This window comes from Piezobacter thermophilus (assembly GCF_055386745.1).
The window spans coordinates 89,836-109,939 of sequence record NZ_AP042380.1; the positions used below are offsets into that span (position 1 = coordinate 89,836).

Sequence of the window (20,104 nt, forward strand, 5' to 3'; positions counted from 1 at the left end):
CCCGGCGCCGTGATAGAGCGTATCGTGGCGGGTTTCTAGAGGTTCTCGTCGGCCACCCGCAACTGCCGCGCCCGCGCCAGGATCGCATCCTCGACCGCGCGGGTGGTGGCGGCGCTGACCGGGCCGCCGCGGGTCTGCAGCGACAGGTTCAGCGACCGCGCGGTCAGCGACGGATCCTTGATGTGAACGGTGGCGCGATAGGCCCGCCCGCCACCCGGAGGCGTACCGTATCCGGTGACGATCACGCCGGTGAAGGGATCGACCGATTCGATGGGCAGAAAATTCAGCACATCCAGCGCCGCGGCCCATAGATAGCGGTTCACCTGGACGGTGTTTTCCGTCTTGTTCGGGCCGAATATGTCCCAGATCGAGGACTTCTCGCTTTGCGCCTGCTTCAGGTCGTCGAAGAAATACCCGCTCTCGAGCGGATCCGAAGGGCCGGTGCGCCCCGCCCCGCCCTGCCCCGAACGGCTGCACCCGGATACCCCCAGGGCCAGCGCGAGAACGACAGCCGAAGCGATGGTCTTGTGGAATATCATGGTGCAACCCCGGAACTTTTGGCCCAGCCTGTCCTAACCGGGCACGGGGTTGCGGGCAAGACCTTAGTGACCCGGCATCGCCGAGGCAAATATGGCCAGAAGGTGGCGGGTTTCCGCCATCCGCCCCTGCCCGCACATCAGGACTGTGGCAAAGCTGCACCATACGCGCCCCCTTTGCCGCGCGCCCGGCGCCAAGCCTTGCCAAAACCGGGGTGAAAAGGTGAAACCCCTGACCATACCCACACCGGATTCCCCGGTCTGGGCGTATGGAATGAAACCGAGGGAAAAACCATGAAAAAGGTTCTCTTCGCAACGACCGCCCTGATCGCGACCGCGAGCATGGCCGCCGCGGAAGTGAAGATCGGCGGCTATGGCCGCTTCGGCATCGACTACAACGACGCCAACTCGCGTGTCGTGAACGGCATCTCGAAGACCACCATCACCAGCCGTCTGCGCCTGCAGTTCGACATGTCGGCCCAGACCGACAGCGGCGTGGCCTTCGACGCGCGCTTCCGCGCCCAGGCCGAAAGCCGTGACAACACCCCCGGCGGCGCGTTCTTCAACGGCGCCCGTTTCGGCGTGTCCTATGAAGGCTTCCGCGTGAATGTGGGCAACATCATCGGCGCCATCGAAGGCATGCCGGGGCTGTATCTGGAAACCCGTACCGCGGGCACCGGCATCGACGGCGCCGGCTTCGTCTCGCTGGTCAGCAACGTGAACGGCGAATACTTCAACTGGGATGCCTATTCGTCGGCCGGTACCGGCGTGAACGGCGTCGAGGCGATGTATTCGGCCGGTGGCCTGGGCGTGCATGTGTCCTACTCGACCCGTAACGGCGCCACCGCCGTGGATCGCATCGGTGGCCGTCTGTCCTACAACTTCGGTGACTGGACCGCCGCCGTTGCAGCGCAGTCCTCGGACATCATGTGGGAAGACAAGGTGGTCGTCAGCGTGCAGGGCAAGGTCGGTGACTTCGGTGTCCGCCTCGCCTATGCCGACAACGACGGCCTTGGCAAGTGGGGCCTGTATGGCAACATGCCCATCGGCGCCGCCTCGAAGCTGGTGCTCTGGGTGACCGACGAAGAAGCCGTCAGCGCCGCCGACGTTCTCGCCGGCCGGAACGACAACCGTGACGCGATTGTCGGTTCGAACCAGCAGGAAGGCACCTCCTACGGCATCCACTACAGCTATGACCTGGGTGGTGGTGCGTCCTTCGAAGCCGGCTATCGCCGTGCGTCGAACGACAACGACACCTTCCAGGCTGGCGTCTACTTCAGCTTCTGATCTGAAGACGCATCCTGCGTGAATCGGGCGGGTCCTTCGGGCCCGCCCTTTTCTTTTGCCCGCAACTGGTGTTTTCCTGCGGCGAAACCGAGTTGGGGGACGCCATGTCGCTGGAAGAAATCAGGGCCCGTATCGCCAGGGCCGAAGCCGCCGCCGGGCGCGCGCCGGGGTCGGTCCGGCTGATTGCGGTCAGCAAGGTGCAGCCGCTGGAACGCGTCGAGGCGGTGCTTGACGCGGGGCACCGGATCTTCGGCGAGAACCGCGTGCAGGAGGCGGCGGGAAAGTGGCCGGCGCTGATGGAGCGTTTCGACGGCATCGAACTGCACCTGATCGGCCCGCTTCAGACCAACAAGGCACGCGCGGCGGTGGAGCTGTTCGACACGATTCATTCCATGGACCGCCCCAAACTGGCGCGCGTGCTGGCGCGTCTGGCACAGGAGCGCGGCGAATGCCCGGATCTGTTCATTCAGGTGAACACCGGGGAAGAGGCGCAGAAGGCGGGAGTTCTGCCGGCCGAGGCCGATGCCTTCGTGGCCGAGTGCCGCCGCATGGACCTGCCGGTGCGGGGGCTGATGTGCATCCCCCCCGTGGAGGAAGAGCCGGCGCTGCATTTCTCCCTTCTCGCGAAGATCGCGGCCCGCAACGGGCTGGCGGGGCTGTCCATGGGCATGAGCGCCGATTTCGAGACCGCGATTGCGCTGGGCGCGACCCATGTTCGGGTGGGTTCGGCCATATTCGGCCCGCGCGAGCCGGGTTGAGAGGGCGAACGGCGCTGGCGCGCCGTGCCTCCGGCGGGGATATTTGGGGCCAGAAAAAGGACCGGGTGGCGGCGCGGATGTTCAGGCGCGGACGATCAGCCGCGTGCCGGGGGCGGCGCGGGCGGCGATCCAGCGCAGGTGGTCGCGGCGCAGAGCGATGCAGCCTTCGGTCGGGAAGCCAGGCCGGCGCCACTGGTGGATGAAAATGGCCGAGCCGTGGCCCGGTCTTGCCGGGCCGTGATTCCAGTCGGTCGTCAGCACGAGGTCATAGAGCGGGTCGGACCGGCACAGCCGTTCATGGCCGAATGAGTGGGGCGCGCGGACCGGGCGGTTGTAGTCGGGGTCGCGGATGTCGTCCGACCACAGATCCCGCGGGCCGATGGGTTCGGCCCAAGGGGCGGGTGGGGCCACGCGATCGGGGCGGTAGAGCAGGCCGGTGATGCGGTGGATGCCGGCGGGGGTGGCGCCGTCGCCTTCGCGCTTGTCCTTCGAAATTCCGCCACGCCCGATCGAGCAGGGAAAAAGCCGCCCGCGAAAGCGCAGCCCCGCAGGCGTCAGCACCATGTCCTGCGGAGCGGTCACAGCAGGTGACCCGACTTCTTCGCCTTGGTGGCGAGGTAGCCGCGATTGTGAGCGGTCTGCCCGACCTTCAGCGGCACGCGCTCGGTCACGGCGATTCCGGTCCTTTCCATCATCGCGATCTTGGCAGGGTTGTTGGTCAGCAGCCGGACGGCGGAAAAGCCCATGGCGCGCAGGATGTGGGCGCCGAGGCGGAAGTCGCGTTCGTCATCCTCGAAGCCCAGCCGGTGGTTGGCCTCGACGGTATCGAAGCCCTGGTCCTGCAGCGAATAGGCGCGCATCTTGTTGGCCAGCCCGATGCCCCGCCCCTCCTGGTTGAGGTAGAGCAGCACGCCGGCCCCTTCGGCCCCCATCTGGGCCAGGGCGGCGCGCAGCTGCGGGCCGCAGTCGCATTTGAGGCTGCCCAGCAGGTCGCCGGTGAAGCAGGCCGAGTGCAGCCGGGCCAGGACCGGCCGGGCCCGGTCGGGGCGGCCGATTTCGATGGCGTAGTGCTCTTCGCCCCCGTCCTCGGGGCGGAACACATGCAGGCGGCCGGCCTCGCTGACCTCCATGGGCAGGCGGGCGCTGACCACTTCGGCGAGCGGGCTTGCCTCGCGCAGATGCGGCTCGGCCCGGTGCCGTTCGATCCGCGTCAGCCCGTTGTCGGCGGCGATGGCGGTGCCGTCCGTCACCGACACGACCACCGCCGCCGGCAGCAGCCGCGCCGTTTTCACCAGCGTCACCGCGAGGCGGTGCAGGGCGGCATCGCCCTCCCGTTCCGAGCGCAGCGGCCCTTTCATCGGCGCATCGAGATCGTCGGCCGGGTCTGCAACCGCACGCACCCAGCCAAGCCCGGCGTCACCCGGCAGGATGATTCGCGCCAGATCCCCGTCATAGGCGCGCGCCTTGAGCGTTTCGGCACGGCGCGCGGTAATGGCGACGACCGGTTGCCCCCCCGCCCTTCGCATGTCGGTCAGACGTTCCTGCGTCAATGTCTCGGCAGCCGCGGCCAGAACCGCTGTTTCGCCGTCGCCGATCACCACTGGCAAACCCATGCGCAGGTCCGCGCGGGCGCGGGCCAGAAGTTCGTCGATATGCGGAGCAAGGCTCATGCAGGCGATCCCGGACTGTGTCGCGCCTTACCTAAGCGTTGAGCGGCAGAATGTGAAACATTTCCCCGCCCAGCCACACGACGGCGTGAAAAACCTGCAGCACATCTTGCCCCAGGGGCGGGTTCTGCGCATCTGATGAACATGTGACAGGAGGACGCGAACATGCCGCAAATGAAGAAGATCCTGCTCGTGGACGATGACGACGACCTGCGCGAAGCGCTGAGCGAACAGCTGGTCATGACCGAGGATTTCGACGTCATGGAAGCAGAAAACGGCCATCGCGCGCTGGAACGGGTCAAGGAAGCCCTTTTCGACCTCATCATCCTTGACGTCGGGCTGCCCGACACCGACGGGCGCGAGCTTTGCCGTCTGATGCGCAAGCAGGGGGTAAAGTCGCCGATCCTGATGCTCACCGGGCACGATACCGACGCCGACACCATCCTCGGGCTGGATGCGGGCGCAAACGACTATGTCTCCAAGCCGTTCAAGTTCCCGGTCCTGCTGGCCCGGATCCGCGCCCAGCTGCGCCAGCACGAACAGTCCGAAGATGCGGTTTTCCAGCTGGGCCCCTACACCTTCAAGCCGGCGATGAAGATGCTGATCACCGAGGACGACCGCAAGATTCGCCTGACCGAGAAGGAAACGAACATCCTGAAATTTCTCTACCGCTCGGCCGAAGGCGTGGTGCCGCGCGACGTGCTGCTGCACGAGGTCTGGGGCTACAATGCCGGCGTCACCACCCACACGCTGGAAACCCATATCTACCGTCTGCGCCAGAAAATCGAACCGGATCCGTCAAACGCCCGCCTTCTTGTGACCGAATCCGGGGGGTATCGTCTTGTGGCGTGACGTCACGTCGCAGGCGATTTTTCGGGAAAGGGTTGAAATCCTTTGACGCAGATCAAAGTAGTAACGTGGAAACACCTTTAAGTTCGAGGTGTGAGTATCCCGCGCATGTCCGGGTTACGACATGCAACCTCCCTGTTGGACTTGGCCGGGCTTGGTGCCCGGCCTTTTTTCTGGCCCCGGCTCTCGCGGTGGCGCTGATTGCCGCGAACCGATAGGCTGCGCCTGAAACGGAACCGATCAACTTCAAACCGGGAATCCCTGCCGACATGCCCTTTACCATCGCCACTTGGAACATCAATTCCGTCCGCCTGCGCGAGCCGCTCGTGCGCAGGCTGCTGCAGGAGGAGGCCCCCGACATCCTGTGCCTTCAGGAAACCAAGTCGCCGGTCGAAAAGATCCCGACCGCCGGATTTGCGGAACTGGGATACCGCCATTTCATCGCGCGCGGGCAGAAGGGCTATAACGGCGTCGCCATCCTGTCGAAACTGCCGATCGAGGATGCGGGCGAGGTGGATTTCGCCGGCCTCGGCCAGGCCCGTCACGTGGCCGGGCGGCTGGAGAACGGGGTGGTGATCCACAACTTCTACGTCCCGGCGGGCGGCGACGTGCCCGACCGCGAGGCGAACGAGAAGTTCGGGCAGAAGCTCGACTATCTCACCGAGATGCGCGACTGGTTCCGGGCCCGGCGCCCCGAACGGTCGATCCTTGTCGGAGATCTGAACATCGCCCCGCGCGAGGACGACGTGTGGAACCACAAGCAGCTGCTGAAGGTGGTCAGCCACACGCCGGTCGAGGTCGAGCACCTTGCCCAGACGCAGGACGCCGGCGGCTGGATCGACGTGACCCGCAAGGACATCCCCGAGGGGCGGCTATACAGCTGGTGGAGCTATCGCGCGCGCGACTGGGCGGCGGCCGACAGGGGGCGGCGGCTCGATCACGTCTGGGCGACCCCGGACATCGCCGGCGCGGCCCATGGCAGCCGTATCCTCCGGGATGTCCGCGGATGGGAGAAACCCAGCGACCACGCCCCGGTTTTTGCAAGTTTCGACCTGTGACGGCTCGGCCCCCTTGCCGCGCCGGCGACATTCGCCCCTTGGTTTCCGGGGCTGCAGATTTCATATAGGGAACAAATCCCAAGCGGAGTTGAAACGATGATGGACATTCTCAAAGGCGCCGGGGCCAGCCCGGCAGACGAGCTGGTGAAGGACGCGACCGAGGCCACCTTCATGGATGACGTGGTGGAGGCGTCGAAGAAAACCCCGGTGATCGTGGATTTCTGGGCGCCCTGGTGCGGCCCCTGCAAGACGCTGGGCCCGGCACTGGAAGAGGCGGTCAAGGCCGCCCGCGGCGCGGTGAAGATGGTCAAGATCAACGTGGACGAGAACCAGACCATTGCCGCGCAGATGCGGATCCAGTCGATCCCGACGGTCTATGCCTTCCACAACGGCCAACCCATCGACGGGTTCCAGGGGGCGCTGCCGCCTTCCGAAGTCAAGGCGTTCGTCGATCGCGTGGTCAAGGCCGCCGGCGGCGAAGCTCCGGGCGAAGCCATGGCCGAGGCGCTGGCCGCAGCCGAGGAACTCCTCTCGCAGGGGGCGGCGGTGGATGCCGCACAGGCCTTCGCCGCCATCCTCGCGCAGGAGCCGGACAATGCCGCCGCCTATGGCGGGCTGGTGCGAGCGCATATCGTCATGAACGACCTCGACCAGGCCGAGGCGATCCTGAACGGCGCCCCGGCGGAGATTTCCCGCGCCCCCGAACTGGAAGCCGCCCACGCGCAGCTGGAGCTTGCCCGGCAGGCAGCCGATGCCGGCCCGGTTGCGGAACTGACCGCTGCGGTCGAGGCCGACCCGGACAACCACCAGGCCCGCTTCGACCTGGCCAAGGCCCTCTATGCGCAGGGCAAGGTGCAGGAGGCGGTGGACCAGCTTCTGGAACTGTTCCGCCGGGACCGGGAATGGAATGACGGCGCGGCCAAGAAGCAGCTGTTCACCATCTTCGACGCGCTCAAGCCCAACGATCCGATCGTTCTGAACGGCCGGCGTCGGCTCAGTTCAATGATATTTGCCTGAGCGCGGAACGGGTTTACATTCCCGATCATGCTGAACGCCGCTGACCTGCCCGACACGATCCCGATCTTCTCGCTTCCCGGGGCGCTGCTGCTGCCCCGGTCGCGCCTGCCGCTGCATATTTTCGAGCCACGATACCTTCAGATGCTCGAAGACACGCTGAAAACGCGCGAGCGTCTGATCGGCATGGTACAGCCGCGGGCGCAGCCGGGGCAGGAGGCGGCGTTGCACCGGATCGGCTGCGCCGGGCGGATCACGCAGTTTTCGGAAACCGAGGACGGGCGCTACCTGATCACCCTGACCGGCATTTCCCGCTTCCGTCTGGGGGACGAGGTCGAAGGTTTCACCCCCTATCGCCGGTTCGGCGTGTCATGGGACGGCTTCGAACGCGACCTGGGCCAGACCGAACGCGACGACGGCCTCGACCGGACGGCCTTTCTGGGCCTGCTGGAGCGGTTCTTCTCGGCCAAGCTGCTGTCCACCGACTGGGACACGCTGAAAGAGGCCGAGGACGAACTGCTCATCAATTCGCTGTCCATGCTTCTGGATTTCGACCCGGAAGAGAAACAGGCGCTGCTGGAGGCGCCCAGCCTCACCACCCGGCGCGAAACCCTGGTCACGCTGATCGAATTCATGATGCGCGGCGGACCGGACGAGGAGACATTGCAATGACGGCCGAAGAACCCGGTTTCGACAGGCGGATGCTCGAGGCGCTGGTCTGTCCGCTGACCCACGGCACACTGGAATACGATGCCGAACGGCAGGAGCTGATCTCGCGTGCTGCGGGTCTGGCCTTTCCGATCCGTGACGGGATCCCGGTCATGCTGGTGGACGAGGCGCGCAAGATCGACTGAAGCGCAAGCGCGCAGGCCGAACCAGCCCCCCTACCCGCTCCAGACCGGGGTGCGGGCGGCGCGCAGGGTGGCTTGCGGCGTTTCTCCGAACCGCGCCCTGTAGGCCTGCGAAAACCGTCCCAGATGGGAAAAACCCCAACGCAGCGCGATATCCGTCACCGTCGAGCCGGGACCGGCAGTCAGCAGATCCTGATGCGCGCGGGCAAGCCGCGCGTCGCGCAGGTAGCGCATCGGCGTGGTATCGCGGAACTTGCGAAAGGCGATCTGCAGGCTGCGAGGCGTGGTGCAGGCGGCGGCCGCTATGTCGTCCAGGGTGATCGGCTGGTCGAGATGGGCCTCGATAAATTCCTCGGCGCGGCGCAGCTGCCGCGGTCTGGCGGCCCCGCCACCCAGCCCCAGGAGGTGGGAATAATTGTTCGGCAGGGCCTCGATCAACCCGGTCAGGATGGTGCTCTCGATCTGCCGGCTCATCAGCCCGCCCCCGCCGAACGCCCCGTGTCCGGCATCGATCCCGTTCACCAGATGCAGGATCAGACATGCCAGCGCCCGCCCGCCGCCCTGCCTCAGGTCAAGCGGCCCCGTAAACGTCAGGGGCTTGTCCGCGCGAACTCCAAGAAGGCCAGACAGATGCGTCTGCAACGAATCCCGGTCGATCTGGACGAGGATCTGTTCGGTCCCTTCCTCCCAGATCATGGTGGTTTCGTGATGGGGGTTCAGCATCGCCGCGGCAAGGGGCGTCGATCCGTATTGGCAGGGGCCGTTGCGGATTGCCGCAGCGCCGGTCAGCGGGATCTGCAGCAGGTAGAACGACCGCAGCTCGCCCGGTGAAATAAGGGTCTTGGCGCCATATGCGATGAAATTGAGTGACATCCGTTCGCCGCGAACGTGATGATGGCGCGCCCGCATCCGGCCCCGGCCGACGACATCCAGACGATGTGGACAGAACACCCGCGCGACCTGTTCGCGGGCTTCGTCAAGATCGCCCGTACGGAACAGGACGTGGTTCGCCAGCGGCTTCGGCGATCCCGGATCTCCGCGATATCCGTCCATATGCAACATTTTCAGAGCATAACCGATTCCCGCCTCTGCCGGGCGAATTTTTTCGCTTTCCGGATAGCGGGCGGATTTTGCGGATAGTGGCCGGGTCGGGTTTTCAGGCAGCGTTGTCTGAAACCTGAAACATCTGTGGGGAGGAGAACATGCGCGGACTGGATGGAAAGGTGGCCATCGTACCCGGCGGCGCCACCAGGATCGGCGCCGCGATCGTCAAGGCGTTTCGCGACGCGGGCACGCGGGTCATGGTCGCCGACATCAACGCCGAAGCGGGCCGGGCGCTGGCGGGCGACGGAGTGGCATTCCGCGAAACCGACCTGCGCGACGACGACGCGATCGCGGCATTGGTCGAGGCCACGAAAGAGCAGTTCGGCCGCATCGACTTCCTGGTCAACGTGGCCTGCTCCTATCTGGACAACGGGATTGATTCGACCCGCGCCGAATGGCTGGAAAGCCTTGACGTGAACGTGGTCGGATCGGTCATGCTGATGCAGGCCGCGCGTGCGGAACTGGCCCGCAACAGGGGCGCCATCGTCAATTTCGGGTCGATCTCGTCTCGCGTGGCCCAGACCGGCCGCTGGCTGTATCCGGTATCGAAGGCGGCAATCCTGCAACTGACCCGGAATCAGGCGATGGACCTGGCACCCGAGGGCATCCGCGTGAACGCGGTCAGCCCCGGCTGGACCTGGTCCAACATCATGGACGAACTGACCGGCGGCGACCGGGAAAAGACCGATCGTGTCGCCGCGCCCTTCCACCTGATGGGGCGGGTGGCCGACCCCGAAGAGGTGGCCGCGGCGGTTCTGTTCCTGTGCTCGGACGAGGCCGGTTTCGTCACCGGCACCGATATCCGGGTCGATGGCGGCTATACGGCGATGGGGCCGGAACGGGCTGAGGCGGCGATCCCGCTGCTGATGGAATGAGAAGCCGGGCCGGCAACGGCACAACAACAACATGTCATGGGAGGAATATTGGATGCGAAAGATCACCATTGTCGGAGGCGGCCAGTCCGGTCTGCAACTGGGAATCGGCCTGTTGAAGAACGGCCACGACGTGCGCATCGTTCAGAACCGCACAGCCGACGAGATCGCAACCGGCCGGGTGCTCTCCAGCCAGTGCATGTTCCACACCGCGGTTCAGAACGAACGCGACCTGGGGATCGACTTCTGGGCCGACAGCTGCCCGCCGGTCGAGGGGATCAGCTTTGCCGTGCCCGACCCGGAAGGGTCAGGTACCAAGGTGATCGACTGGACCGGGCGGCTCGACAACCCCGCCTTTTCGGTGGACCAGCGGGTGAAGATCCCGCGCTGGATGGAGGAATTCACCAGCCTTGGCGGCCAGCTGGTCATTGCCGAGGCCGGGCTGGACGAGCTGGAAACCTATGCGCGTCAGGACGATCTGGTGATCGTCGCCTCGGGCAAGGGCGAAATCGGCCGGCTGTTCGAACGCGACGCCGAAAAATCGACCTTTGACAAGCCGATGCGCGCATTGGCACTGACCTATGTCACCGGGATGACGCCGCGCCCCGGGCATTCGGCGGTCTGCTTCAACCTGATCCCCGGCGTCGGCGAATATTTCGTGTTTCCCGCCCTGACCACCACGGGTCCATGCGAGATCATGGTGTTCGAGGGCGTCCCGGGCGGGCCGATGGACTGCTGGCAGGACGTGAAGACCCCGGAACAGCATCTGGCGAAATCCAAGGAAATTCTTGATACCTTCCTGCCGTGGGAGGCCGAGCGCTGCCGGAACATCGAGCTGACGGACGAGAACGGCCGGCTCACGGGTCGCTTCCCGCCGACCATCCGCCATCCTGTCGCCACCCTGCCCTCGGGGCGCAAGGTTCTGGGTATCGGCGACGCCGTCTGCCTCAACGACCCGATCACCGGCCAGGGGTCGAACAACGCCTCGAAGGCGGCCGCGATCTATTTGCGCCGCATTCTGGACCATGGCGACCGGCCCTTCGATGCCGAGTGGATGCAGGGCACCTTCGACCGGTTCTGGGACGATGCCCAGTGGGTTGTCACCTGGACCAACATGCTGCTGATGCCGCCGCCGCCCTTCGTGCTGGAGCTCATGGGCATGGCGGGCGCGGTCCCCGAGCTGGCCCACCGCATGGCCAACGGGTTCGACGATCCGAGGGATTTCTTCCCGTGGTTTGCCGACCCGGATGCGGCACGGTCCTACATGAACGAACTCAAGGCGGCCTGAGCCATGCCGGCCAGCATCTCGCCGGACGAATTCCGCGCCGCGATGGCGCGGTTCCCGGGCGTGGTCACGATCGTGACCACCGCCCGCGAAGGGGAGCGGCTGGGCGTGACCGCAACGGCTGTGTCCTCGGTAACGGCGGAACCGCCCAGCATCCTGGTCTGCCTGAACACGCGCACCGGAACCTGTGCCGTGATATCCGAAACCGGGCGGTTCAACGTGAACCTGCTGACCGAGCCGGCCTGCGATCTGGCTCTGCGCTTTGCCGGGGCCGGGGGCGCGACCGGTCCGGCAAAGTTCGACCGGGGCAACTGGACCCAGGATGACCGCGGCCTGCCCTGCCTTGCCGATGCTCTGGTCAGCCTGTCCTGTGACGTGTCCGAGAGAATCGAGGCTTCGAGTCACATGATCTTTATCGGACGGATCCGCTCTGTCCGCCTTGGTGAGGGCCGGCCGTTGCTTTACGAGCGGTCCGTCTTCCGGGGGCTGGCGCCGGTCGCGGCCTGAGAGCGCGGCGCCGGGGGCTCTGCCCCCGAACCCCCGGAGTATTTCCGGCAAGAGGAAGAGGCGGTCAGGTGAAGGAGCGGATCGTGGCCAGGGCGCCGTCCAGTGCCTCGCCGGTTTCGTCCTGAAGCGCGGCCTCGCGAAGGCGGGCGACCCATCGGGCAGCATCTTCCCGACCGCGCAGGCGCCCGGAGGCCTCCATGACCCGGTCGAATTTCGACAGACCGCGCCCGTGGGTATCGGAATACCCCTTGATCAGCCGGCGACACCGCAGCAATTCCACGGCCAGGTCATAGCTTTCGGTGCGGGCATCAGCGCAGGCGGCCAGCCAGCGTTCGAGATGCGCCTGCTCTACCCTGTGGCGCAGGGTGCGCCGGCGCCAGCGGCGCAATCCGCCCAGGAGATAGAGCGCCAGAAACGGGCCGATCCGGTGGGTGCGGATGCGCCGCCCGCGATTGAACATCCGGTCGATGCGCGCCATCCATTCCGGGCGGGAACGGATCCGCGCGCCCAGCCCCGCCGGCAGCAGGCCGACGATCTCTTCGGCACGGGGGTGCATGAACTCGGTCAGGTGCAGAGTCCTGCCTCGTGCCCCCATCTCGGCGGCGATCCGGTCAAAACGGGCGCGGCGGGTCTTGAGATCGGCCACCCGGATCACGTCGTCATAGGCCATGGCATTGGCTATGTACTTCGCGGCTTCGGTGGTCAGCACGTGCCCCCTTGCCGGGTCGTCGAGCGCCGCGAACGGCTCCAGCCGGTCGAGATATTCGCGCCCGTAGGCGGGATCCTGAAAATTCACCACCTTGCGCAGACCCCGCAGCGCCATGTGGCGGGCCGGCGCGGGCAGGGCCTCGGCACGGGCGGCGAGAGAATCCCACTCGCGCCGCAGGGCCTGCGGGCCGGACACCGCGAAGGCGGGCTCCGGTCGGCGCGCTTCTGCCGGCGGGGGGGACTCGACCTCGCCCGCCCGGGCGCGGGCGAAGGCGGCATCGAAGGCGCGCAGCGAGGGTTCGACACCCTTGCCGGAGGCACGGATCGCATCCTCGAAGGCGGCCCTGGGAAAAGGCAAGGCGCCCGATCCGGCCAGCGCCCCGAACAGCGCCGCCGAGATAACCGAGCCGCTGCGCACCGCCAGCCCCTCCATGTCGAACATGACCAGCCGGTCGGCGGCGATCTCGGCGGCCGCGCGAACCTGCGCAGACGAAGCGATGCCGTCGCCCGGGACCGTCTTTTCCGACACCGCCAGCGCCCGGTGGGTCGAGGCGATCAGCGTGGTCCGGTCCGGCGTGACGAACCCGCGCATGATCGCGCGCCCGGCCTCCATCATTTCGGCCGCGATCAGAATGTCCACGTCGCCCGGCGACGGCGCCAGCGAAAAGACCGGGGTGCGGTCTGAGGCCGGAGCCATTTCGATATAGTAGATCGTGGCGCCGGTTCGCTGTGCCACGCCGGCGACGGAGGTTGCCTGGCAGGCGTAACCCCGGCTGCGCGCGACCGCCTCGATCCAGCCGGTCAGCACGCCGCCGCCCTGACCGCCCACGGCCATGATCGCCAGCTTGATGACGGTGCCGAGCTTTTCGTCGGGTTGGTGGCGGGCAAGCCCCGTGTCGGCCTTCATCCCGGCGTTCATTGCGTGGCCTCCTGAATCTGCAGCCGCCGCGCGGCGCGCCGGTCCTGCAGCCAGCGGATGACGCGCCCCGAAACCCGCGCCCACCAGGCACCGGGGCCGAGGTCGTTATGCACCACGTCGGCGCGATAGAAGCTGGGGCAGAGCACGGCGGCGTCGGCCACTTCTCCGCAATTTCCGCAGCCGACGCAGCTCTGGTCGATCGCGGCCACCGGGTCGTCGCGCAGCGGATCGTCCAGCCGCTTGAGCGACAGCGACGGGCAGCCGGACAGGCGGATGCAGGCGTGATCGCCGGTGCAGATGTCCTCGTCCACCCCGAAGCGGGGCACGACGACGCGCTGCCCCTCGGCGATGGCCTTGTTGCGAAGAGGTTTCTCGCGGCGCTGGCGGTTGAGCATGCATTCCGACGAGGCGACGATCACCTTCGGCCCCTCGGCATCGATCGTCAGTGCCTCTCGGATCACGTCGCGCATCCGGGCCACGTCGTAGGTGCGATCGATCTGGCGGATCCATTTCACGCCCACCCCTTCCAGCGCCCTGGCAATCGGGTGGTTGGTGGACTTGGTCGGGTTCTCGGCCCGGCTGGAGGGGATGTCCTGCCCGCCGGTGGCCGCGGAATAGTAGTTGTCCACGATCACCGCGACACTGTCAGAACGATTGAACACCATGTTCCCGATCGAAGAGCTCAGCCCGTTGTGCCAGAACCCGCCGTCGCCGATGAACGAGATGGCGCGCTTTTCGCCGCCGCCGTCGAAGGCCGCGTTCGAGGCCGGGCCGAGGCCATATCCCATGGTGGAACCGCCGATCTCGAACGGAGGCAGGCAGGCGAACAGGTGGCAGCCGATATCGCCGGTGATCTGGTGCTTGCCCAGTTCCTGCTCGACCAGTTTCATGGCGGCGAAGATCGGCCGTTCCGGGCAGCCGGTGCAGAATCCCGGCGGGCGGATGGGCACGGTCTTCGACAGGTCGGGGATCTCGGGCCGCTCCTCGTTGGGTGCGCGCACCCGGCCGGGCAGCAGTTCTGGCGCGTGTTCCCCAAGCAGCGCCGTCAACCCGTCGAGAAGAACCTGGCCGGTATATTCCCCGGCCATGGGCAGCATGTCCTTGCCGTGAAGAACCACCGGCGATCCCGCGCGCAGCAGCATCGTCGAAAGGCCCTGTTCGATGAATTCCGGCTGGCCTTCCTCGACCACCAGAAGCGCATCCTTGCCCCGGCAGAAGGACAGGAATTCGTCGCGGACCAGCGGATAGGTGACGTTCAGGCAATAGATCGGCACCTGCGTGTCACCGTAGATGTCGGCAAGGCCCAGCCGCTGCAGGGCGCGGATCACCCCGTTGTACATCCCGCCCTGGCAGACGATGCCGACCCTGGCCCGCTCGGGGCCGAAGATCTCGTTCAGCCCGTTCTCGACGATGAATTTCTCGGCCGCCGGCCAGCGGTTCGAGATCTTGTCCTGTTCGTGCCGGAAGGACATCGGGGGCAGGACGACACGGTTGAAGTCGCGGCGCGGATCGGCCAGCGCCTCGCGCACGCTCAGCGGCGGAGGACGGTTGTCGCGACATTCGAAACTGCCCGTCACATGGCACGACCGGATCCGCACCATCAGCATCACCGGCGTGTTGGACGCCTCGCTGAGTTCGAACCCCTTGCCGACCGCATCCACGATCGAGGGCAGGTTGGGGCGCGGATCCAGCAGCCAGAACTGCGATTTCATGGCAAAGGCGTGGGTACGCTCCTGCATGATCGACGACCCCTCGCCGTAATCTTCGCCGACGATGATCAGCGCCCCGCCGGTGACACCGGACGAGGCCAGGTTGGCCAGCGCGTCCGAAGCCACGTTCACCCCCACCGACCCCTTGAAGGTCACCGCCCCGCGGATCGGGTAGTGGACGCTGGCCGCCAGCATCGCCGCGGCGGCGGCCTCGGAGGCATTGGCCTCGAACCGCACGCCGAGTTCGGCCAGCAGTTCCTCGGCATCGGCCAGCACGTCCATCAGGTGCGAAATCGGCGCCCCCTGGTAGCCGCCTACATAACCCACCCCGTTCTCCAGAAGCGCCTTGGTGATGGCAAGGATGCCCTCGCCGGTGAAGATCTCGCCGGCGCCCTTGCGCAGATGCTCGACCTCATTCCTGAACGATCTTTCCGCCATGTGTCGTCTCTCAGAACGGGTGCTGGCGCACGTTCTGCAGGATCTTCTGCAGCACCACGATGAAGGCGGCGCGTTCCTCGCGGCTGATGCCCCTGAACATGCGCTCGTAGCTTGCGGCCATCGTCGGCCACAGCCGGTCGAATGCGGCCCGGCCGGCCTCGGTGATGAAGATGCGCGTGGCACGGCTGTCGTTCGGATCGGTCTGGCGGCGCACCAGTCCTTCTTCCTCCAGCTTGTCCAGCGCGCGGCTGAGGGTGGACTTCTCGACAACCGCATAGACGGCCAGTTCGCTGATCAGCAGCCCGTCGATGACCGACAGGACCGCCAGCGACCGCATCTTCGGCGTGGTCAGCCCCATTTTCGCCAGCTCGTCGCGCAGGCTGGCATTGTAGCGCCCCATGATCCGGTTCATCAGATAGGGGGCAAAGTTCTGCAGCCCGATTTCGCCCAGCCGCGGAAGATCCTTTCCGGAATCGCTCATCCGCCCAACCTTTTTGCCGTGTTGTAGCCCGACCCGCCGCCCAGACCGGGACCGGGATGGGTCGAGGCCCCGATATGCCAGAGATTTTTCAGCCCGGTGGCGTTGTTACGCGATCCGGGGAAGGGGCGGAACAGAAAAAACTGGTCGATCGAACACTGCCCGCCATAGGGGTCGCCGCCGACGAGATTCATGTTCAGCCCTTCCAGATCCGCCGGCGAAAACGCCCGCCGGGCCAGCCTGATCCCGTCGAAATCGCGAATGTGGCGCGCAAGGATCGCCTCGATCCGGTCGGCGAAGGCCTCGCGCGTGGCCTCGTCCCAGGTGCCGCGGGTCTCGATCCGGCCGGCGGCATCGCCCCTGACCGTGCGCGGCGCATCGGGGATCTGCAACCACAGGATCGCCTTGCCCTCCGGGCAGCGTGAAGGGTCCAGCCGATGCGGCTGGCCGACGCAGATGGTGGGCGTTTCCGGCAACATGCCGCGTTCGGCTTCGTTGGCGGATTTCGACACGCTGTCGATGCCGTCGGCCAGGTGGATGAGCGCCACGTCGTCCAGCCCTTCGCCCAGCCATTCCGGCTGCCGGTCCAGCGCGTAATGCAGCTGAAAGTCGCCGCGCCCGTGACGATAGGCCCGCGCCTGCGGCTGTTCCTCGCGGCCGGGCAGAAGCCGACCGTAAAGCTGGGACGGCGTGACGGAAGCGAGCACATGGCCGGCCGTGATCCGCTCTCCGTCCGCGGTTTCGACGCCGGTCGCCCGGTTGCCGTCGGTCAGAATGCGAGCCACGTCCACCTTGGTGCGGATCACGCCGCCATGCTCTTCGATCAGACCGCGGAAGGCATCCACCGCCCGCGCCGCGCCGCCCCTGACCACCGGCGCGCCGGCGGCCTCGAGAGCAAAGGCGATCACCTTGCCCATCTGGCCCGAAAAGGTGCTTTCTGGTGTCAGCCCGGCATGAAGAACCCAAGGTGCCCAGAGCGCCCGGACATCCGGGCTGTCATAGGTCGTTTCAAGCCAGGCCCGTGCCGGGACCAGAGCCTGGCCGATCCAGCTCTTCAGACCGCTCAGCCCGAGCCTCCACGCCTGTCCGGCCAGAAGTTTCGCGGTGCGCGGCGTCCACAACTCGCCGCCCAGAAGCGCGAACAGGAACGGCGCGTCGGCCTCGATTCCGCCCACATCGGCGGCGTAACGGTCGCCATCGCCGGCGGCGCGCGCGTTGAAAGCGGCAACATTGGCGGCCCGGTCCCTGCTCAGGACCAGCGTCGAACCATCCGACCGCAGCACCGCGGTCGGGTGCTGCGTGTGGCAGAATTCCAGCCCGTGCCGCGCCAGGTCTTCGCCCAGCTCGGCATGGGCCGGCGAGGTCAGGAACAGCACGAAGGTCGCGGCCATCACGTCGTGATGGAACCCCGGCAGCGTCACCTCGTCGGTCATCATGCACCCGCCAGCGCGGTCCTCGCGTTCCAGCAGGATCACCCGCCGGCCCTTGCGGGCAAGCAGCGCACCGGCAACGAGCCCGTTGATGCCGGTGCCGATGATGACGTGATCGGCCTGCGCCATCGCCCTACCCCTTCGGAACCAGCGCCAGCGCGCGGATCGGACTGCCGGTACCGTGCAGGATCTTGAGCGGCGCGGCGATCAGAATTGCGCCCTTGGGCGGCAGCCTGTCCAGATTGGCAAGCGAGGCCAGCCCGAAGCAGTTTTCCTTGTGCAGAAGGTTGTGCGCGGGATAGGGCGGCTCCATCCCGCCGGCCTGACCGGCATCGGTGCCGATGCACTGGCTGCCCCAGCCGACGATCTTCTTGGACAGCAGGTATTCGATGCAGTCCGGCGTCGGCCCCGGCGAATGCGGGCCGTTTTCGTCGGCGTTCAGGAACAGGTCCTCGTCATGGGCGCGCTTGTCCCAGTCGGTGCGCATGACCACCCACTCTCCGGCATTGATCTCGCCATGCTCGGCCTCCCAGGCCCGGACGCCATCCGCGGTCAGCAGGAAATCCGGGTTCTCCTCGGTTTCCTTCGAACAGTCGATCACATTCACCGGCGCCACCAGGCGCTGCACCTCCAGCGTGTCGGTGTAGCCGTCGGGATAGTCCTTGCCCGTGATCCAGTGATGCGGAGCGTCGAAATGGGTGCCGGAATGTTCGCCAAGAACCATCCAGTTCCAGGCGAAGAACGGCCCGTCCTCGTCATACTCGGAGATCTTGTGAATCTCGACCTTCGGCGTGTTCTTCGCGAAATCCTCGGGCAGCTTCAGGATCGGCGTGTCCGGCCCCAGAACGCCCGTGCAATCGACCACTTCGATACCGCCCGAGGCAAGCATCCCGCCCAGCGTCTTCAGGATATCCGTGGAACTCATGTGATCTCCTCCCTGTTTGCCCCCTTTTTGCGGGGCCTGAATCAGTGTTTGACGAATCCTCCGGATCGTATTTAAATGCATTTGCAATTATCTAGCAAGGCGCGAAAGGCAGATTCATGACTGGCGCCCGGACAGACGCGGTGATCATAGGGGCCGGCCACAACAGCCTGGCCTGCGCCGTGCACCTGTCGGCCAAGGGTTGGCGCGTCCATGTTCTGGAACAGGCGGACAGGCCGGGGGGCGCGGTCAAGACCTGCGAACTGACCCTGGCGGGCTATCGCCACGACTGGGGGGCGATGAATCTCTCGCTTTTCGCAGGATCTGGATTTTTCAAGAGATACGGCAATGATCTCAGTCGGTTCGGCCTGGAGTTCGTGCCGGTTTCCCACCCCTTTGCCAGCGTTTTCCCGGATGGGAAATGGTGCGGCATCAGCACCGATGCCACGGCCACCCGCGCCCGCATCGCGGCGTTTTCCGAAGCCGACGCCGGCGCATGGGATGCGTTGCGGGCGGCGTTCCCGGATCGGGCCGAACGCGTCTTCGCCGTGCTGGGCAGCCCCATGGGTATGCGTGCATTTGCAACACTCATGGCGAAACAGGCGTGGAAACACGGAACGGCCGAAACCGTGGACCTGGCCGGGTTCCTGCTGAGCTCGCCGCGCGACTGGCTGGACCGGACCTTCGAGTCGGATCACGTCAAGGCCACGCTGGGCGCCTGGGGGATGCATCTGGACTTTGCGCCCGACATCGCCGGAGGGGCGGTGTTCCCCTGGCTCGAAGCGATGACCGGGCAGGCCTTCGGCATGGTGCTGGGCAAGGGCGGCGCCGAGACGATCGTGACCGCCATGCGGCGTCTGATCGAAGACCGCGGCGGCACGGTCGAATGCGGCGCGCGCGTTACCCGCATCCTGCACGACCGGGGCCGCGCAAGGGGGGTGGAACTGGCCGACGGGCGGCAGATCGGGGCGAAACGGGCGGTGATCGCCAATGTCGCGCCCGCCGCCCTGGTCCGGTTGATCGGCGGCAGCGGCGAAGCCGGCTATGACCGGGCGATGCGCGGGTTCCGTCACGCCCCGGGCACCATGATGATCCATCTTGCGATGGAGGATCTTCCCGCCTGGGCCGCGGGAGCAGAGCTGCGCGCGTTCGCCTATGTGCACCTGGCGCCCTCGCTCGACCAGATGGCGCGCACGTACCAGCAGGCCCGCGCCGGCCTTCTGCCCGAAGAACCGGTGATCGTCTGCGGCCAGCCGACCGCGGTGGACCCGACCCGCGCCCCCGAGGGTCGCCATGTGCTGTGGCTGCAACTGCGCATGGTGCCCGGAAGGATCCGGGGGGACGCGGCCGGCGAGATCTCCGCAACCGACTGGAACGAGGCCGCCACGCCCTTCGCCGAACGGGCGCTGGACATCCTGGAGCGATACGCGCCGGGAACCCGCGACAGGATTCTCGGCCAACGGATCGTGACGCCGGCCGAACTTGAGGCCGACAACCCCAATCTTGTCGGCGGCGACCAGATCTGCGGCAGCCACCACCTGTCGCAACATTTCCTGTTCCGCCCGGTTCCGGGACGCGCGGACGGGAGCACACCGATCCGGGGTCTCCATCACACCGGCGCCGCGGTCTGGCCGGGCGCCGGAACCGGGGCCGGTCCGGGGTACATGCTCGGCCGGAAACTGGCCGGGGACTGACGGAGGACCGGACCCGGC

At 66.5% G+C, this 20,104-nt stretch carries 20 protein-coding genes; 11 read left to right on the plus strand and 9 right to left on the minus strand.

Features of this window, described 5'->3' with window-relative positions; translation table 11 throughout:
- Positions 1 to 35: 35 nt before the first annotated feature.
- The gene (locus ACZ5CM_RS00415) at positions 36 to 539 is read right to left on the minus strand and encodes a DUF3576 domain-containing protein (RefSeq protein ID WP_464640269.1); all 504 of its coding nucleotides are present in this window, start codon (positions 537 to 539) and stop codon (positions 36 to 38) included.
- A gap of 291 nt (positions 540 to 830) precedes the next feature.
- On the opposite strand from ACZ5CM_RS00415, the gene ACZ5CM_RS00420 reads away from it, so the two are divergent.
- Both ACZ5CM_RS00420 and ACZ5CM_RS00425 read left to right on the plus strand, forming a co-directional pair.
- On the plus strand, positions 831 to 1,823 hold the full coding sequence (locus ACZ5CM_RS00420) for a porin (RefSeq protein ID WP_464640270.1): 993 nt from the start codon (positions 831 to 833) through the stop codon (positions 1,821 to 1,823).
- 104 nt (positions 1,824 to 1,927) lie between these two features.
- On the plus strand, positions 1,928 to 2,581 hold the full coding sequence (locus ACZ5CM_RS00425) for a YggS family pyridoxal phosphate-dependent enzyme (protein WP_464640271.1): 654 nt from the start codon (positions 1,928 to 1,930) through the stop codon (positions 2,579 to 2,581).
- 81 nt (positions 2,582 to 2,662) lie between these two features.
- Here the strand turns inward: ACZ5CM_RS00425 and ACZ5CM_RS00430 are convergent, their stop codons facing one another.
- A complete protein-coding gene (locus tag ACZ5CM_RS00430) occupies positions 2,663 to 3,145 on the minus strand; it encodes a L,D-transpeptidase family protein (protein ID WP_464642659.1) in 483 nt (160 codons plus the stop codon).
- 14 nt (positions 3,146 to 3,159) lie between these two features.
- Entirely contained in the window at positions 3,160 to 4,251 is a 1,092-nt protein-coding gene (ribA, locus tag ACZ5CM_RS00435) for a GTP cyclohydrolase II (protein WP_464640273.1), read from the minus strand.
- 162 nt (positions 4,252 to 4,413) lie between these two features.
- Between ribA and ACZ5CM_RS00440 the strand changes: the two genes are divergently transcribed.
- The 5 genes from ACZ5CM_RS00440 (at position 4,414) to ACZ5CM_RS00460 (ending at position 8,023) form a co-directional block, all read left to right on the plus strand.
- Entirely contained in the window at positions 4,414 to 5,100 is a 687-nt protein-coding gene (locus tag ACZ5CM_RS00440) for a response regulator transcription factor (RefSeq protein ID WP_464640275.1), read from the plus strand.
- A gap of 266 nt (positions 5,101 to 5,366) precedes the next feature.
- Positions 5,367 to 6,155, plus strand: coding sequence for an exodeoxyribonuclease III (locus tag ACZ5CM_RS00445; RefSeq protein ID WP_464640277.1), 789 nt, complete (start codon positions 5,367 to 5,369; stop codon positions 6,153 to 6,155).
- Positions 6,156 to 6,251: 96 nt separating this feature from the next.
- Complete coding sequence (gene trxA, locus ACZ5CM_RS00450; protein WP_464640279.1) at positions 6,252 to 7,172, plus strand: thioredoxin; 921 nt, start codon at positions 6,252 to 6,254, stop codon at positions 7,170 to 7,172.
- 27 nt (positions 7,173 to 7,199) lie between these two features.
- Positions 7,200 to 7,841, plus strand: coding sequence for an LON peptidase substrate-binding domain-containing protein (locus ACZ5CM_RS00455; protein ID WP_464640281.1), 642 nt, complete (start codon positions 7,200 to 7,202; stop codon positions 7,839 to 7,841).
- Positions 7,838 to 8,023, plus strand: a complete 186-nt coding sequence (locus ACZ5CM_RS00460) for a Trm112 family protein (protein ID WP_464640283.1) — start codon at positions 7,838 to 7,840, stop codon at positions 8,021 to 8,023. Before ACZ5CM_RS00455 ends, ACZ5CM_RS00460 begins: the two co-directional genes overlap by 4 nt.
- Positions 8,024 to 8,053: 30 nt before the next feature.
- Here the strand turns inward: ACZ5CM_RS00460 and ACZ5CM_RS00465 are convergent, their stop codons facing one another.
- Positions 8,054 to 9,073: an AraC family transcriptional regulator gene (locus ACZ5CM_RS00465; protein WP_464640285.1), complete on the minus strand. Its 1,020-nt coding sequence runs from the start codon at positions 9,071 to 9,073 to the stop codon at positions 8,054 to 8,056.
- A 149-nt stretch (positions 9,074 to 9,222) separates the two neighbouring features.
- Between ACZ5CM_RS00465 and ACZ5CM_RS00470 the strand changes: the two genes are divergently transcribed.
- From ACZ5CM_RS00470 to ACZ5CM_RS00480, 3 genes are read left to right on the plus strand one after another with little or no spacing between them, the layout of a single operon-like run.
- Positions 9,223 to 9,999 (plus strand): SDR family oxidoreductase, encoded by a 777-nt coding sequence (locus ACZ5CM_RS00470; protein WP_464640287.1) that lies wholly within the window; start codon positions 9,223 to 9,225, stop codon positions 9,997 to 9,999.
- A gap of 52 nt (positions 10,000 to 10,051) precedes the next feature.
- Positions 10,052 to 11,284, plus strand: a complete 1,233-nt coding sequence (locus ACZ5CM_RS00475; RefSeq protein ID WP_464640289.1) for a styrene monooxygenase/indole monooxygenase family protein — start codon at positions 10,052 to 10,054, stop codon at positions 11,282 to 11,284.
- 3 nt (positions 11,285 to 11,287) lie between these two features.
- On the plus strand, positions 11,288 to 11,788 hold the full coding sequence (locus ACZ5CM_RS00480) for a flavin reductase family protein (protein WP_464640291.1): 501 nt from the start codon (positions 11,288 to 11,290) through the stop codon (positions 11,786 to 11,788).
- Between the two features lie 64 nt (positions 11,789 to 11,852).
- Here the strand turns inward: ACZ5CM_RS00480 and ACZ5CM_RS00485 are convergent, their stop codons facing one another.
- The 5 genes from ACZ5CM_RS00485 to ACZ5CM_RS00505 are packed head-to-tail and all read right to left on the minus strand — an operon-like array spanning position 11,853 to position 18,395.
- Positions 11,853 to 13,415 (minus strand): indolepyruvate oxidoreductase subunit beta family protein, encoded by a 1,563-nt coding sequence (locus tag ACZ5CM_RS00485; RefSeq protein WP_464640293.1) that lies wholly within the window; start codon positions 13,413 to 13,415, stop codon positions 11,853 to 11,855.
- Entirely contained in the window at positions 13,412 to 15,562 is a 2,151-nt protein-coding gene (locus ACZ5CM_RS00490) for a thiamine pyrophosphate-dependent enzyme (RefSeq protein WP_464640295.1), read from the minus strand. Before ACZ5CM_RS00490 ends, ACZ5CM_RS00485 begins: the two co-directional genes overlap by 4 nt.
- Before the next feature lie 10 nt (positions 15,563 to 15,572).
- A complete protein-coding gene (locus tag ACZ5CM_RS00495) occupies positions 15,573 to 16,043 on the minus strand; it encodes a MarR family winged helix-turn-helix transcriptional regulator (RefSeq protein WP_464640297.1) in 471 nt (156 codons plus the stop codon).
- Positions 16,040 to 17,599, minus strand: a complete 1,560-nt coding sequence (locus tag ACZ5CM_RS00500) for a phytoene desaturase family protein (protein ID WP_464640299.1) — start codon at positions 17,597 to 17,599, stop codon at positions 16,040 to 16,042. The genes ACZ5CM_RS00495 and ACZ5CM_RS00500 overlap by 4 nt, the downstream gene beginning before the upstream one ends.
- Positions 17,600 to 17,603: 4 nt before the next feature.
- On the minus strand, positions 17,604 to 18,395 hold the full coding sequence (locus tag ACZ5CM_RS00505; RefSeq protein WP_464640301.1) for a cyclase family protein: 792 nt from the start codon (positions 18,393 to 18,395) through the stop codon (positions 17,604 to 17,606).
- 116 nt (positions 18,396 to 18,511) lie between these two features.
- Between ACZ5CM_RS00505 and ACZ5CM_RS00510 the strand changes: the two genes are divergently transcribed.
- Positions 18,512 to 20,086 carry a phytoene desaturase family protein gene (locus ACZ5CM_RS00510; protein WP_464640303.1) on the plus strand — a complete coding sequence of 525 codons (1,575 nt, stop codon included), beginning with the start codon at positions 18,512 to 18,514 and terminating at the stop codon, positions 20,084 to 20,086.
- Positions 20,087 to 20,104: the final 18 nt, after the last annotated feature.

Bases quoted from the DNA above. Each gene is read 5' to 3' on its own strand.
- ACZ5CM_RS00415 (WP_464640269.1), bottom strand. From the start codon at position 539: ATGATATTCCACAAGACCATCGCTTCGGCTGTCGTTCTCGCGCTGGCC.
- ACZ5CM_RS00420 (WP_464640270.1), top strand. From the start codon at position 831: ATGAAAAAGGTTCTCTTCGCAACGACCGCCCTGATCGCGACCGCGAGC.
- ACZ5CM_RS00425 (WP_464640271.1), top strand. From the start codon at position 1,928: ATGTCGCTGGAAGAAATCAGGGCCCGTATCGCCAGGGCCGAAGCCGCC.
- ACZ5CM_RS00430 (WP_464642659.1), bottom strand. From the start codon at position 3,145: ATGGTGCTGACGCCTGCGGGGCTGCGCTTTCGCGGGCGGCTTTTTCCC.
- ribA (WP_464640273.1), bottom strand. From the start codon at position 4,251: ATGAGCCTTGCTCCGCATATCGACGAACTTCTGGCCCGCGCCCGCGCG.
- ACZ5CM_RS00440 (WP_464640275.1), top strand. From the start codon at position 4,414: ATGCCGCAAATGAAGAAGATCCTGCTCGTGGACGATGACGACGACCTG.
- ACZ5CM_RS00445 (WP_464640277.1), top strand. From the start codon at position 5,367: ATGCCCTTTACCATCGCCACTTGGAACATCAATTCCGTCCGCCTGCGC.
- trxA (WP_464640279.1), top strand. From the start codon at position 6,252: ATGATGGACATTCTCAAAGGCGCCGGGGCCAGCCCGGCAGACGAGCTG.
- ACZ5CM_RS00455 (WP_464640281.1), top strand. From the start codon at position 7,200: ATGCTGAACGCCGCTGACCTGCCCGACACGATCCCGATCTTCTCGCTT.
- ACZ5CM_RS00460 (WP_464640283.1), top strand. From the start codon at position 7,838: ATGACGGCCGAAGAACCCGGTTTCGACAGGCGGATGCTCGAGGCGCTG.
- ACZ5CM_RS00465 (WP_464640285.1), bottom strand. From the start codon at position 9,073: ATGGACGGATATCGCGGAGATCCGGGATCGCCGAAGCCGCTGGCGAAC.
- ACZ5CM_RS00470 (WP_464640287.1), top strand. From the start codon at position 9,223: ATGCGCGGACTGGATGGAAAGGTGGCCATCGTACCCGGCGGCGCCACC.
- ACZ5CM_RS00475 (WP_464640289.1), top strand. From the start codon at position 10,052: ATGCGAAAGATCACCATTGTCGGAGGCGGCCAGTCCGGTCTGCAACTG.
- ACZ5CM_RS00480 (WP_464640291.1), top strand. From the start codon at position 11,288: ATGCCGGCCAGCATCTCGCCGGACGAATTCCGCGCCGCGATGGCGCGG.
- ACZ5CM_RS00485 (WP_464640293.1), bottom strand. From the start codon at position 13,415: ATGAACGCCGGGATGAAGGCCGACACGGGGCTTGCCCGCCACCAACCC.
- ACZ5CM_RS00490 (WP_464640295.1), bottom strand. From the start codon at position 15,562: ATGGCGGAAAGATCGTTCAGGAATGAGGTCGAGCATCTGCGCAAGGGC.
- ACZ5CM_RS00495 (WP_464640297.1), bottom strand. From the start codon at position 16,043: ATGAGCGATTCCGGAAAGGATCTTCCGCGGCTGGGCGAAATCGGGCTG.
- ACZ5CM_RS00500 (WP_464640299.1), bottom strand. From the start codon at position 17,599: ATGGCGCAGGCCGATCACGTCATCATCGGCACCGGCATCAACGGGCTC.
- ACZ5CM_RS00505 (WP_464640301.1), bottom strand. From the start codon at position 18,395: ATGAGTTCCACGGATATCCTGAAGACGCTGGGCGGGATGCTTGCCTCG.
- ACZ5CM_RS00510 (WP_464640303.1), top strand. From the start codon at position 18,512: ATGACTGGCGCCCGGACAGACGCGGTGATCATAGGGGCCGGCCACAAC.